The organism is Flavobacterium sp. NLM, assembly GCF_002210235.1.
Classification (GTDB): domain Bacteria; phylum Bacteroidota; class Bacteroidia; order Flavobacteriales; family Flavobacteriaceae; genus Flavobacterium; species Flavobacterium panici.
The window spans coordinates 20,077-34,782 of record NZ_LIAC01000027.1 but is presented as its reverse complement, the minus strand read 5'-3'; the positions used below and the strand labels follow the sequence as shown (position 1 = coordinate 34,782).

General features: G+C 34.9%; 12 protein-coding genes. 4 read left to right on the top strand and 8 right to left on the bottom strand.

The genetic code is table 11. The features are described 5' to 3' along the window. Positions 1 to 7 precede the first annotated feature (7 nt). From APR43_RS23600 to APR43_RS23585, 4 genes are all read left to right on the top strand, one after another. Positions 8 to 1,225 (top strand): hypothetical protein, encoded by a 1,218-nt coding sequence (locus tag APR43_RS23600; protein WP_053474235.1) that lies wholly within the window; start codon positions 8 to 10, stop codon positions 1,223 to 1,225. Between the two features lie 24 nt (positions 1,226 to 1,249). Next, entirely contained in the window at positions 1,250 to 3,535 is a 2,286-nt protein-coding gene (locus tag APR43_RS23595) for a DUF5074 domain-containing protein (RefSeq protein ID WP_053474236.1), read from the top strand. Between the two features lie 223 nt (positions 3,536 to 3,758). Beyond that, a complete protein-coding gene (locus APR43_RS23590; RefSeq protein ID WP_053474237.1) occupies positions 3,759 to 6,449 on the top strand; it encodes a PAS domain S-box protein in 2,691 nt (896 codons plus the stop codon). A 3-nt stretch (positions 6,450 to 6,452) separates the two neighbouring features. After that, on the top strand, positions 6,453 to 6,914 hold the full coding sequence (locus APR43_RS23585) for a response regulator (RefSeq protein WP_053474238.1): 462 nt from the start codon (positions 6,453 to 6,455) through the stop codon (positions 6,912 to 6,914). Between the two features lie 8 nt (positions 6,915 to 6,922). Here APR43_RS23585 and APR43_RS23580 read toward each other — a convergent pair whose 3' ends face one another. The 8 genes from APR43_RS23580 to APR43_RS23545 form a co-directional block, all read right to left on the bottom strand. Then, positions 6,923 to 7,834, bottom strand: coding sequence for a helix-turn-helix domain-containing protein (locus APR43_RS23580; RefSeq protein WP_053474239.1), 912 nt, complete (start codon positions 7,832 to 7,834; stop codon positions 6,923 to 6,925). 92 nt (positions 7,835 to 7,926) lie between these two features. Then, positions 7,927 to 8,742, bottom strand: coding sequence for an SDR family oxidoreductase (locus APR43_RS23575; RefSeq protein WP_053474240.1), 816 nt, complete (start codon positions 8,740 to 8,742; stop codon positions 7,927 to 7,929). An 803-nt stretch (positions 8,743 to 9,545) separates the two neighbouring features. Next, complete coding sequence (gene map / locus APR43_RS23570) at positions 9,546 to 10,310, bottom strand: type I methionyl aminopeptidase (RefSeq protein ID WP_053474464.1); 765 nt, start codon at positions 10,308 to 10,310, stop codon at positions 9,546 to 9,548. Positions 10,311 to 10,353: 43 nt separating this feature from the next. After that, positions 10,354 to 10,896: a DUF3592 domain-containing protein gene (locus APR43_RS23565; protein WP_053474463.1), complete on the bottom strand. Its 543-nt coding sequence runs from the start codon at positions 10,894 to 10,896 to the stop codon at positions 10,354 to 10,356. Positions 10,897 to 10,987: 91 nt separating this feature from the next. After that, on the bottom strand, positions 10,988 to 11,788 hold the full coding sequence (locus APR43_RS23560; RefSeq protein ID WP_053474462.1) for a helix-turn-helix domain-containing protein: 801 nt from the start codon (positions 11,786 to 11,788) through the stop codon (positions 10,988 to 10,990). Between the two features lie 7 nt (positions 11,789 to 11,795). After that, positions 11,796 to 12,932 (bottom strand): MBL fold metallo-hydrolase, encoded by a 1,137-nt coding sequence (locus tag APR43_RS23555; protein ID WP_053474461.1) that lies wholly within the window; start codon positions 12,930 to 12,932, stop codon positions 11,796 to 11,798. Positions 12,933 to 12,934: 2 nt separating this feature from the next. After that, on the bottom strand, positions 12,935 to 13,582 hold the full coding sequence (locus APR43_RS23550) for an epimerase (protein WP_053474460.1): 648 nt from the start codon (positions 13,580 to 13,582) through the stop codon (positions 12,935 to 12,937). A 3-nt stretch (positions 13,583 to 13,585) separates the two neighbouring features. After that, on the bottom strand, positions 13,586 to 14,626 hold the full coding sequence (locus APR43_RS23545; protein ID WP_053474459.1) for an SDR family oxidoreductase: 1,041 nt from the start codon (positions 14,624 to 14,626) through the stop codon (positions 13,586 to 13,588). Between the last annotated feature and the right edge of the window lie 80 nt (positions 14,627 to 14,706).

Sequence of the window (14,706 nt, the reverse complement as noted above, 5' to 3'; positions counted from 1 at the left end):
TCATAAAATGAAAACAATTCCTTTTAAAATTTTAAAAACCACGTTGCTGTCAATTCTCTTTTTGGGATTCATTGCTTGTGAAACCGATAAGGAAGAAGACAATGTTGAAATTCCCGCAGAAGTACTAAAAGAATCTTATTCAATTGACCGATTTAAAGTGCTGAATATTGCGCCAAATCTGCCAGCGAATTCAAAGTTAACGTGGATTGCAAATGAAGATTCTTTGATTTCGCAGAATTCTCAGCTGGATTTTATTAGTCCGTATTTAAAAAATTATAAACTGACTTTAAAAGTTGAAATTAACGGAGCTGTAAAAACCTATACATCAACTATCAATGTTGTACAAGAGACAAAAGCTTACAGCAAATATATTTCGAATGTATTTGATTTTCGTCCGGCAGCTGGTCAGTTTACGAATACAATTCCGGAATATGTGACTGGAAATACGCAAAGTAATCTTATCAGTGAGGCAAAAAAAGCTCTTGTTGGTTCAAATACAACAATGATTTCATTAGGCGGTTTTGGCGGATATGTTGTTTTTGGATTTGATCATACAATCCCGAATATGGCCGGACGAGATTTTAAAGTTTTAGGAAATGCATTTTGGGGAAATCAGGCAAATGAAGCACGTTCAGGATCTTGCGAGGCCGGAATTATTTCAGTCGCTTACGACAAAAATAAAAACGGAAAGCCCGATGAAGACGAATGGTACGAAATTGCAGGAAGTGAATACTTTAAAAATACAACGTTAAAGAATTTCAGCATTACTTATTTTAAACCAGATCCCAACAAAACTCCAATTGTAGCTGAAGGAAATGAATCCTGGCAACTTGATTCTGAATATATTAAATGGCAGGATAATTTGGGGAATTCCGGCTATAAATCTAAAAACATATTTCACGAACAAAGTTATTATCCGCTTTGGATTTCTGAGGCTTCTTATACGCTGAAAGGAACAAAAATAGCAAACAATTTTTACGATCAAAGCGGCGCAGGAAATTACTGGGTAGGGAAATCTTTTGATTTTGGCTATGCCGATAATGCTCCCAATAACGACGAAGCCTCAAATATTGACATTGCCTGGGCCGTAGATAAAAACGGAAATTATGTAAAACTTCCCGGAATAGATTTCATCAAAATACATACAGCAATCAATCAGGAAGCGGGCTGGCTGGGAGAAGTTTCCACAGAAGTAGCAGGGGCTTACGACTTATACCTAAACTAATAATTTTTTTAAATCAACTATAATATGAAGAAAAATTACTTTTTAATACTACTATTATTTTTTGCATTCTTTACCAATGCACAGGTATCGGTGCAAGGTGTACCCCGAAATGATATTCAGCAAAAATCAGCTGTTAAAAAACTGACAAGTAAAAAAACGGTTAGTGCTGCAGATTTTGCTCAAATTAAATATTGGGTTGGAACAGGCGCAAATCAAGCAGCTTTTGTGGTACAATGGAATGACGAGAAAAATGCCGATGCTTTAGTTTGGGGTTTTAGATGGGATGGAGATGCAACGGGTGAGGATATGCTGAAAGCAATTGCAAAAGCAGATCGCCGTTTTTTTACTCTTTTATATCAGGGAACTCAGTTTGGATCTGCAATTGGCGGATTGGGTTTTGATTTGAATGGAGCTAACACAAACGGACTTTATAAAGATAAAAATGTAACGTATCCATATTATCCGGTAAACGGAATTGTAAATACTACAGAATACGATTTTGATTTATATACGCCAATTGATGCTGCAGATCACTGGCAGTCTGGCTGGACAAGTAACGGATATTGGTCGTATTGGGTAAAAAATCCAACGGATACTGAATTTGGTTATTCTGGTTTAGGAGCAAGCAGCCGTGTTTTAGAAAACGGTTCGTGGGATGTTTGGAATTATAATCCGGGATTTAATTCGTTTGATATTGCGTCAACTTTTACTGCGGTAACGCCATACGTTGCGACAACAGATTTTACTGCGGGTTATTTTTTAGTAAACGAAGAATGGTTTGGTCATACGAATGGATCTGTAAATTTTGTGAATGCTGACGGAAACGTTAGTTATCGTGTTTACAGTGCGACAAACAGTAGTCAGGCGTTTGGAGCAACAACGCAGTATGGAACAATTTACGGCGATAAGTTTTACTTTATTTCAAAGCAAGCTTCAGACGGTGGTGACAGTCAATATACTCCGGGCGGACGATTGGTTGTTGCCAATGCGAAAACGATGAAGAAAATCGCCGGATTCAATGATATTGGCGGAGGCGACGGACGTTCGTTTGTAGGTGTTGACGAAAAGACGGGTTATATTGGTGCTTCAAACGGAGTTTTTATTTTTGATATTGCCAATCTAAAAGTGGGAAGCCTAGTAACAGGAACAGGTGGCGGAAGTCAGTATTCCGGACAAATAGGAAACATGATTCGTACTTCTCATTATGTATTTGCTGTAAAACAAAATGCAGGAATTCTGGTTATTGATCCGGCGACAAATAGTGTAAAAAGTACTATTACCGGAGCATTTCATTCTGTAGTTCAGGCGAAAGATGGAAGTGTTTGGGGAATCCAAAATCAGAAATTAATCAATATAAATGAAACGACTTTTGCCCTAACAGAATATGCAATCCCAACTACGAAATATTTAGGATCTTGGGGCGCATGGAATGCAGGAAGTTTTACTTATAGCAATCAGCAAAATGCTTTGTATTGGATAAATTCTATAAACAGTTTTAATTCAGGAACACAAATTGTAAAGTTTGATGTTGCCACAAAAACGTTCAATGAGAATTTTGCAGTAATTCCGGGACAGACAGGAACTTTTAAACAAATTCCTTACGGCGCAGCATTGCGTATTGATCCGGTTTCTGATAAATTAATTCTGAATACAACAGAAAGCGGATTTGGAGCGCATTACCAAAAAAACTGGATTCATACTTTTGATAACAAAGGAGTTTTAACAAACACTAAAATTTTAGATGATTATTACTGGTTTCCTGCTATGACTGTTTTTCCGGATAATGCTTCGCCAGTAATAAGTGCGACGTTGCCTTCAGAAGTTTCGGTGAAAAATGCAACCGTAATTGATTTAAAAAATATTGTTTCGGATGCAGATAATTTATCTCTAGCCATTGCAAAATCGGTAAAATCAAATAGTGATGCACAAATTGTTACAGCGGTAATAAATGAAAAAGACGAGTTGGTTTTAACACCAAAAAAGACTGGAAATGCTACAGTTGTAATCAGTTTTAATTCGAATGGTAAATTCGTTGAAAAATCAATTACTGTTAAAGCATCAATTAATTTAGGAACAGAGGAATTTACAAAAGTAAAACTGGCAGTTTATCCTAATCCGGTTGCTGAAATCCTGAATATTCAAACAGAAGATGAAGTATTAGGCGTGAATGTTTATGATATTTCAGGAAAAGCAATTAATGCTGAGGTTAATAATAAACAAATTAACGTAAGTTCTTTAATAAAAGGATTATACATTATAAATGTTGTAACTGATAAAGCTAGTTATGTACAAAAGTTTATTAAAAATTAATCTTTGAATAAAACAAAAATCGAACCCCTTTATGAATTCAATAAAGGGGTTTTTTAATTTAAATCATTTTAATCCTTATAATGAAGATTGAAAAAAATACAGCATTTAGTGTGAAATTATAAAGCGGAATGAATCATAAATAATTACTTTATTTATGCCATAAAATTAATTATATTAGCATTAGCATAGCAATAAAAAATATTCATTACACTAAAATGCTGCGATGGAATTAACAGAAAATAATGATTTTTTTGAAACTGTTTTTAATTCTGCTGCAAACGGAATCGCAGTTATAAAGTCTTTGTATAACGATAAAGGCGAAATAGAAGACTTTTCTATACTACTTTTTAATACTTATACCAAAAAATGGATTGGCGATATCGAATACAAAAACAAACGCTTCAGTGCTGTTTTTCCCACGATAAAAAAAAATGGTATTCTGGAAAGATTTATTGAAGCAGCCCAAACCGGAGTAACAGCTAATTTTGAACGCTGGTATGATGGAGAGGGAATACAGCTTTGGTTTCGGTTTACGGCTGTAAAACAAGATGAATTACTCATTGTAACCACAGAAGATATAACCGAAAGAAAAAAAGCAGAAATTACACTCAACAATGCTTTAACAGCTGCAGAAAAACAAAAAAGACTTTACGACTCCATCACAAGTACAACTCCGGATTTGGTCTATGTTTTTGATTTATCATACAAGTTTACATATGCCAATAAAGCCTTGCTTACCATGTGGGGGAAATCAGCAGAAGATGCCATTGGAAAAGGTTTAAGAGAAAATGGATATGAAGAATGGCATGCTGCAATGCATGAAAGAGAAATTGACGAAGTTGTTGCTTCTAAAAAATCTATTAGGGGAACAGTTTCTTTTCCGCATGCAGAACTGGGCAAAAGAATTTACGACTACATTTTTGCCCCGGTTTTAAATGAAAAAGGAGAAGTAGAAGCTATTGCAGGCACGACGCGTGATATTACTGAAATAAAACTGGCAGAGGAACAGCAGTTTTTATCCCGAAAAAAAATAGAAGAAAGCGAAGCCCGATTAAAATCTATGATCGATCAAACGCCGTCTCCAACTTTGGTGTTAATGGGTGACAATTTGGTAATCGAGCAGATTAACAAACATATGCTCACCCTGATTGGTCGCGACGAGGAAATAATAGGCATGCCGCTGATTGAAGTTTTGCCCGAATTAAAAGGGCAGTACGTTTGGACTCAGGTTCAAAATGTTTATAATAAAGGAATTTCTTTTGACCAGAGTGAAGTCCTGGTTCAGCATAACCGTACAGGTATAATGGTCGATTATTACTATAATCTGGCCTATCGGCCTTTAGTGGAAGATGGAAAAATAACCGGTATGATTCAGGTAGCGGTTGATGTTACACAGCAGGTAGTGGCCCGAAAAAAGATGGAAGAAAGTGAAACCCGTTTTCGCGCTTTGGTTAATGCTTCATCTGATATGGTTTACAGCATGAATGCAGACTGGACAATAATGCGAACCATGGAAGGAAGCAGATTTTTATCTGATGTTGAAGAACCAACTATAAATTGGTTTGATAAATACATTCATCCGGATGATAAGCAAAAAGTGCTGAGCCATATTAAGGAATCAATAGCAAACAAAAGTGTTTTTGAATTAGAATACAGAGTTTTAAACGCAGATGGATCATTAGGGTGGACTTTTTCAAGGGCAATCCCAATATTAGACCATGAAAATAATATAATTGAATGGTTTGGTGCAGCAAGTGATATTACTTCGCAAAAAGAGGTAGAGCAGATTATTAAGGAAAGCGAAGAAAAATTCAGACTTCTTGCAGATTTGGTACCGCAAATTATCTGGACCGGACAACCGGATGGTTTTGTCGATTATTATAATAAACGCTGGTATGAATATACCGGTTTTGAAGAAAATGAATTTGGAGATACAAGCTGGACTCCTTTCCTGCATCCGGATGATGTTGATCTGGTATTGGGATATTGGTATCAAAGCGTTCAAAAAGGTACTGCATATCAAATTGAACTGCGATTAAAAAATGGAGATACAGGAGAATTCAGATGGTTTTTAAGTAAAGCAGTACCTATAAAAGATGGATCGGGAGCGATTGTCAAATGGTTTGGTACCTGCACCGATATTCATGAACAAAAAACGATTACTGAAAAACTGGAAGTTCTGGTTGAAAACAGAACGAAAGAATTAAAACGTTCCAACGAAGATTTACAGCAGTTTGCACATGTGGCTTCTCATGATTTAAAAGAACCGGTAAGAAAAATTAAAACATTTACAAGCAGGCTGGAAGATCATCTTGATGGAAAGTTAGACGAATCTGCAAGCAGGTTTATAGAGAGAATTCACGTTGCGACAGATCGTATGTACAATATGATTGATGGCGTTTTGGCATATTCTAAAATCAATGCCGATTTGCAGAAACCAACTTTGGTTGATCTCAATAAGGTTATAAAAAATATTGAAATTGATTTAGAAATCATTTTGCAAAAAACAGGCGGGAAAATTCATTATCACGATCTCCCAACAATTGAAGGAGCTTTGGTACTTCTTTATCAGCTTTTTTATAATCTTATTAATAATTCTATTAAGTTTGCTAAAAATGAAACGCCGCCTGAAATTATATTATCATCAAAAATAGTTGCTCAGGAGGATAAAAGTTTTGCTGTAATTACAGTGGAAGATAACGGAATTGGCTTTGAATCTGCACAGGCAGAGCGGATATTTGAAACTTTTACGCGTCTCAATTCCAAAGATAGTTACGAAGGAACCGGATTAGGATTATCACTTTGTAAAAAAATAGCAGAACGGCATGGAGGAAATATTGTTGCAGAAGGTAATACAAAAGGTGCCGCTTTTATTGTAACACTCCCTTTAAAACAAAATGAAAATGATATTTAGATTATGGAAAAGAAAATAATTTTATTGGCTGATGATGATATCGATGATACAGAAATGTTTTGTGAGGCATTAGAAGATGTAAATGAAAATGTTGTATGTCATTGTGCCGTTAATGGTGTAGAAATATTTGAAATATTAAAGACAATTGATGAAAAACCGGAACTTATTTTTCTGGATCTCAATATGCCGATTATGAATGGCTGGAACTGTTTGGAATTATTAAAAAAAGATCCGGCGTATCAGGATATACCCGTAATTATGATTTCGACATCGTCGCATAAAAAGGATATGGAAGCAGCAGCAAGTTTAGGTTCGATTTGCTATTTTGTCAAGCCAAATAATTTTAATGATTTAAAAGAAATATTAAGGGTGATTACCTCTAATTTAGGATCCGGCTTAAAGGATGCAATCGTTAATTCACTCAGCAAAGGTTCCAAACATATTTTTACCTGCAGCGATAATTGATTACGAATTTAATTCAGACTTCTAAATTCTATTGGTGTTTTTCCTGTTTTTTGCTTGAACAGTTTATTGAAATACTGCGGATATTCAAACCCTAATGAATAAGCGATTTCGCTGACCGATTTATTACTGTTTAATAAAATGTTTTTGGCTTCTTCAATTAAATAAAAATGAATATGGTCCTGAGTATTTTTGCCCGTTTCTTTTTTGAGCAGATCACTTAAATAACTTGGTGAAAGATGTACTTGTTCTGCCAGAAATTTTACAGTTGGTAATCCTTTTTCGGTATTGCTTTTTGCATTAAAATATCCGGTCAGTATTTTTTCGATTTCAGTAACTACAGAATTATTCGAACTTTTTCGCGTAATAAACTGTCTTCCGTAAAAACGGGAACAATAATTCAACAGCAGTTCAATTGTCGAAACGATAATGTCCTGACTGTGTATATCGATGTTTTCTTTTAATTCTCCTTCAATTTTAAGCACACAATCGTATAAAATTTGTTTTTCTTTCTCTGACATATGAAGTGCTTCAGACATGTCGTATGAAAAAAAACTATAATCCTTTAATTTATTATTTAAAGAAGTTGCCCTGATGAGGTCCGGATGAAAAAATAATCCCCAGCCCATCATAGCTGGTGAAACCTCAATATCCTCGTCCATTTCGAGAACTTGATTTGGAGCCACACAAATCAAACTTCCATCTTGAAAATCAATGATTTTTCGTCCGTATTTGATATTATTTCTATTGTAGTTTTTGAATATCAATCCGTAGAAATCTGGAGAAATTTTAGTGTCTTCCGTAATCTGCTCTTTTACCTCACTAAAATCTACCACGGCAATAAGAGGATGCAGAATAGGAGTTTCCAGATGAAAAAAACGGAACAAATCTGAAATCGTTTGTAAATGTATAAATGCGCTCATAACAGAATCATTAATGTAAAGATACCAATTTTTAAAAGACCTATAAGAATCACCACGTTCTGATGATTCTTATAGGTTTAACAGTTTAAAATTTAAAGTCCGAATTGTGCTTTCATTCCGCCAATAAATGTTTCATCATCAAATTGCTTACGGTTTTCAATAATGACTTTTGCATCTTCTCCGGCGTGATATCTTAGTTTATTTGAACTGTCTGTAGCCGCTTCGTAAATTACTTCGGCCACTAAACTTGCAGGTGAAGCAGTATCAAATAAAGCCGGCAGTGCTTCCATTACTTTTCCAACCATATTTTGATATTCAGTAAAATTTTCGTCGTTGCTAAAGTCAAACGAACGTCCGGCAAAATCAGTTGCAATTGCGCCCGGTTCAATAATTTTTACTTTTCCTCCAAATTGTTCCACTTCAAAACTTAAGGATTCAGAAATGCCTTCAACAGCAAATTTAGTTCCGTGATATAAAGCGCCAAGTGGAAAAGTCATTTTACCTCCAATTGAAGAAATATTGATGATAATTCCATTTTTATTTTCACGAAAGTGAGGTAATAATGCTTTTGTAACATCAAGAAGCCCAATAACATTCGTATCAAACTGACGTACAATTTTTTCTCTTGAAAAAGATTCTAAAGTTCCATAAGCACCATATCCGGCATTATTTAATAATACATCAATTTTACCAAATTTAGAGATCCCGGCTTTTATCGCATTTTCGATAGATTGTAAGTTCAATACATCAAGGTTAGTAACAAAAACATTCTGTAATGCTTTTAATTCTGTTTCATTTTCAGGATTACGCATTGTCGCGATAACGTTCCATCCTTTTGATTGAAATAATTTTGCAGTTTCTTTTCCAATTCCGCTGCTTGCTCCTGTAATTAAAATTGTTTTGTCCATTTTTTTAGCTATTAAATTAATAGTGTAAAGGTCTAAACAGAAGAGCTGTTACGAATAATACTAATTCGGGCAATTTGTATTCTTTTTACGGATTTTGGAATTACTGTTTCATTCCATTAGGAATGTTTCGTTGGTAGATAAAAATAAAAGTCAGCCACATTTACGTTGCGTAGGAACGTTTGAAATGCCAGATTATTAAAAAACTATGCAAAAATCAACGTTCCTACAGAACGTAAACGATTATAACAATATAATTTTTCTACCAATAAAATGTTCCTACGGAACAAAGAGATATAACTTGTTGTTTTTTGATATCCCGTTATCATTCCATAGGAATGTTTCGTTGGTAGATAAAATAAAGGTCAGCCACATTTACGTTCCGTATGAACGTTTGATATGCCAGATTATTAAAAACGATGTCAAAATCAAACGTTCCTACGGAACGTAAATGCGGTGAATCGTTATTTTTTTCTACCGATGAAACATTCCTAACGGAATGATAACGGGATATCAAAAAGTAACAAGTTTTCTCTGTTCCGTAGGAACATTTCGTCGGTAGAAAAATTATATTGTTATCATCGTTTACGTTCGTAGGAACGTTTGATTTTGACATCGTTTTTAATAATCTAATATATCAAACGTTCCTACGGAACGTAAAATGCCGTCAATCGTTATTTTTTTTCTACCGATGAAACGTTCCTATGGAACGTTAATGTGGCGAAATTCTATTTTTTCTACCTATGAAACATTCCTAACGGAATGATAACTGGATAACGCTTTTTAAGTTATATGTTTCAGGATTTTTAATTCCAAATTTCATTCATTTCTGTCAAAATAATTGGCTTTCCATCAGTAACAATAATCGTATGTTCGTGCTGCGCCATAAAACCACCTTTATTGCCAACCATTGTCCAGCCGTCTTGTAAAGTTTCGGCAATTGTAGAAGTTGTTGAGATAAAAGTTTCAATTGCCACAACGGAGTTTTTCTTAAATCTGGTTAAGTTAAATTTATCTCTGTAATTGGCGATTTCGTGAGGTGCTTCGTGCAGCCCTCTTCCAATGCCGTGACCGGTTAAATTTTTGATGACTTTATAACCTCTTTTTTTAGCTTCGGTTTCCATTATAAAACCGATATCAGAAATCCGAACGCCGCCTTTTATATTGTGAATTGCTTTGTGCAGAATTTCCTTTGAAGCTTCAATCAATTTTTGATGACGGTTTAAATCTTCTCCAATAACAAACGAACCGCCGTTATCTGAAAAGAAACCATTTAATTCTGCCGAAACATCAATATTGATTAAGTCGCCTTCTTTAAGTATTCTTTTATCAGAAGGAATTCCGTGGCAGAATTCTTTATTGACGCTGATACAAGTCCAGCCCGGAAATCCATACGTTACATACGGAGCCGATTTTGCGCCTAAATCATTCAGGATTTTTCCGCCGTAATCGTCTAATTCTTTTGTTGAAATTCCGGGTTTGGCATAATTCCTCATTTCTCTCAAAGCATAAGCTACAGCTTCGCTTGCCTTTTTCATTCCGATTAATTCTGCTTCTGTTGTTATTGACATGGTATTTTGTTTTTTAAAATAAAGAAAACTAATATGAGTTATACTATTTGTATGAAATTCGCGCAATATTTGGGTATTGTGAAGAATAAATAATTTTTATTGGCATTCCTTCATAATACATTTCATATTCATTCTCGGACAATATAATATTTGCGATTACTTCCTTTCCGTCATTCGTGGTAAATTGAACATCCATATTTTGTATTGTTCTTCCTCTTTTTCCGTAATACTGTGTTTTGTCAACAATTACGGCTTCAGTTAAGATACCGTGTTTTGATAATTGATCAGAACTAAAAGAAGTGGTTTTCACCAGAAAAAAGTAACCAAAAATGAATAGTGTACTAATTCCAAATAATCCCATTGGTATTGGAATTTGATCATATAATTTTGGTGTCACCATAAAAAATATCCAAAAAGATAAAACCAAAGTAATTAATCCGCCAATTATAGCTAAGGATATTGAATATTCATCTGCAATATGTTCTGGAATAAAATAAAAGAAAAATGACAAATTCAGAACCATTAATAGTAATGGAAAAAACTTATTTGTTATTATTTTTTCTCGTATTGTTTTCTCTGAATTCATGTTTTTTTTGACGCTAATATAAAACTTAAATTAAAAGTATTAATTAAACGCCATCAATGTTCAAGAGCTTTGTAATAAATATTTCAGAATTCTAGACTTTATTCGCCAATTTCAAAACATCCGAAGGAGAAAACCCGTATTTTTTTTTAAAAGCAAAAGAAAAATGGGAGAGATCTTCAAAACCAAGATCAAGATAAATGTCCGAAGGTTTTTTGCCTTTCTTTTCCATTAAAAAATAACCTTCTTTCAGTCTTCGTTGAATGAGCCAGCGGCTTGGCGTATCTGAAAAAATGGAAGCAAAATCACGTTTGAAAGCCGAAATACTTCTTCCCGTTAAATAGGCAAAACGTTCCATGCTGATATTAAACTTATAATTTCGGTTCATATAAGCCTCTAAATCTATTTTTTCCGGCGGTGCAAAATCAAATAAAATATCTGTCAGTTGCGGATTTTCTTTTAAAAGAATCAAAAGCAATTCTTCGCGTTTTATATTCGAAAAAGCCTCGTCGATTTCGCCGCCATCATTATAATAAGGCATTAAAGAAAGAATGAAATTTGGAACGAGATTGGTTTTCTTTAAAGCAAAAAATGCAGCTTCATCTTCACTTTTTTGAGCTTTGGTTTTATGTTTTGCCGCAAAAGTTTTTAAAAATGCAGTATCAAAAATCACGACGACTTTTTCAAATTCCCCGTCTTGTTTTTGTTTGTTGTATCGTGCCAGATGATTTTTTCGGGCAATACAATATTCGCCCGGTTTTAGGTTGTATTTGCTAACTCCGTCATAACCTTCAAGAGTGCCTTTTGCGAGATACAAAAAGAAATGTTCTGCAATAAAATGTTCCGGCGATATTTCGGGACCTATATAACAACTTTTGATTTCTGTATATTTCATAAAGCGTTTATTTTTCAGGATTAGTTTTCCACCATTGTTGGAAAATTTTAGGACTATCAAAATTAACGATTTCTCCCATAATAGGCGTAATCAGCGGAATGTGATATTTTTCATTTAAACGAGTGATCTCATTCAGCGGTTCGTTCCATCTATGTTTTGCCAGTGCAAATTTCGAATTATGAACAGGAACAACACTTTTGGCGTTTAGGTCTTTTGCGGCTTGAAGAGTTTCTTCGGGAAGCATGTGTATATAATGCCACGCTTTATTGTATTGTCCGTTTTCCATAATCGCAACATCGATTGGGCCAAATTTCTTTCCGATTTCGGCAAAATGCGTATCGTAACCGCCGTCGCCGCTGTAGAAAACTTTCATTTTTGGCGAACTAATTAAATACGACACCCATAAAGATTGGTTTTGTGTGAATCCGCGACCGGATTTATGTCTTGCCGGAAGCGTATGAATCGTAAAATCTTTTCCAACTGTGATGGAATCATTCCAGTCTTCTTCTACAATTTTATTTTTAGGATATCCCCAGCGTTCAAAATGTGCGCCAACGCCCAAACCACAAATTACAGTTTTAACTTTATCTTTTAATGCTAAAACAGTTTCATAATCAAGATGATCGTAATGATCGTGAGAAATTAACAGGTAATCAATTTCGGGTAAATCTTCAACATGATACGAATTTGTTCCTGCAAAAACGGTCACACTATTTGGGATCGGCGATGCATTATCACTAAAAACCGGATCGATTAAAATTTTCTTTCCATCAATTTGTAAAAGGGTAGAAGAATGCCCAAACCAAACCAATAAATTCTGATTTGCAGGTAAATGTTTCAAATCTCTTTTTACAGACGGAATTTTTCCTGTAGGTTCAGTTGGAACTTTTTTATCAAAAATCTGACTTCTGATTACGCCCCAAAAAGTATAACCGGGCGCAAATGTTGGCGTATAAGTATTATTTTGAAATTCTCCATTTTTATAATGAGATGATTTCTCAATTCGAGCCATACTTTCTTCTGAAGGTAAACTTCCAAATGTTGCTTTTTGCATGTATAACCATATACTGAAACCAAGAATTAGTATCAGAATTACGAGAACAATCAGTATTCTTTTGATAATTTTTAGGATTCGTTTTTTCATTTTTAGTTCGCGGCTTTTTTAATATCAATTGCTTCCAGTATTTTTTGAGAGAATCCGAATCGTGCTGTCGAAATCATGGCGCGCCCAATTTCTCTGGTTTCGCAGCCTGTATAAAATAATCCCATAATTGGGTACAGAAATTTGATGTATTTATTAAATCCTTTTAAATGAATTTGCATTGGATCCGGTTTCATTAATCCCGGACGGAAATTGTATTGCGCTTTAAAAGACATTCTTTGCAAAGCATTTTCGGTTTTTCCTTTTACGCGTGCCCACATTACTTTTCCGGTTTCAGAACTGTCTGTATGCGATCCCGAAATAAAATTGAAAACAAGATTTGGATTTTGGTTGAGTACAACTTCTGCAAAATGTATCGTTGTATCGTACGTAATATAAGTGTATTGCGCTTCGTCAAGTCCTACGCTGCTAATTCCCGCGCAATAAAAACAAGCATCATAACCAGCAAGCTTGGTATCATCGCTTTTTAGCGAAAGAAAATCAGGAACAAGATATTCCGTTAATTTTGGATGCAATTTTCCGCTTGGTTTTCTTCCCACATATAATACAGCTTCAACTTGATTATTTTCAAGACATTCTATTAAAACGCCTTCGCCAACCATTCCGGTGGCACCAGTTATAATTACTTTCATCTTTTATATTTTAAGAGATTTCCATTTTATTAAACTTATGACTGTGGCTGTTATCGCTTCTTCATTGCTTCGGGGTTTCCAGCCTAATATTGTTTTTGCTTTTTCGTTGCTCGCATTTCGGTTAATTCCAACCAAAGGTAAAATCGCTTTGGCCTGATCATTAAATAATGCGGTTAAACGTATTATAAAGGTAGGCAAAGATTTTGTTGATGTCTTTTCGGTTACATACGGCATTTTTTCTTTCAGCAGTTTTACTATTTCCAGTAATGACATGGTCCCGCCGGATAATGCTAAAAATCGTTGCCCTTTTGCTTCGGGACTTTCCATTGCTAAAATGTGTAATTCGGCAACATCTCTTACATCGACAATTCCTAATCTGATATCCGGAATTGCTTTCATCGAACCGTCTAATATCTTTTTAAGCAATTCAAAACCACTCGATAAATCGGGACTTAAGGAAGGTCCAAAAATTCCCATTGGATTAATTACAGAAAGTTCTAATGTTCCGCCTTCATTTTTCATAAAATCCCAAGCTGCTTGTTCTGCCAGAACTTTAGATTTATTATAAGTTGAAAGCCCTTTTTCATTAGGATTTGTCCAGCTTTCTTCGGTAATAAGCGAATTTTTATCTTTATGACTGTAGCCCACAGCGCCAAAGTTGGACGTCATGACAACACGTTTTACACCTGCGTTTCTTGCGGCTTTTAGTACACGCAAGGTTCCGTCAACCGCAGGGCGAATCATTTCATCTTCGTTTTTTGGTAATCTTAAAAATATAGGCGAAGCAATGTGCAAAACGTAATCGCAGTCTATCATAGCTTCTGCCCAGTTTGTATCGCTGGTTAAGTCAGCTTCAATAAATTCTAAATCACTAAAATCTGTAATGCCGCCGTTTTCGAGCATTTCAAAAATCTTCTCTTTGCTTTTTAGCGAGCGAACAGTTGTTCTCACTTTATAACCGCGGTTGAGTAATTGCAAAATACTGTGTATGGCAACAAAGCCTGTTCCGCCGGTAACTAATACTTTTTGATTTGATTGTATCATCGATTGTATTTTTATAGGGCAAATTTCAGGAGAATGCAGAGAAGTTATTTTGTTGAAAAGTCCAAAGTTATTTTGTTGAG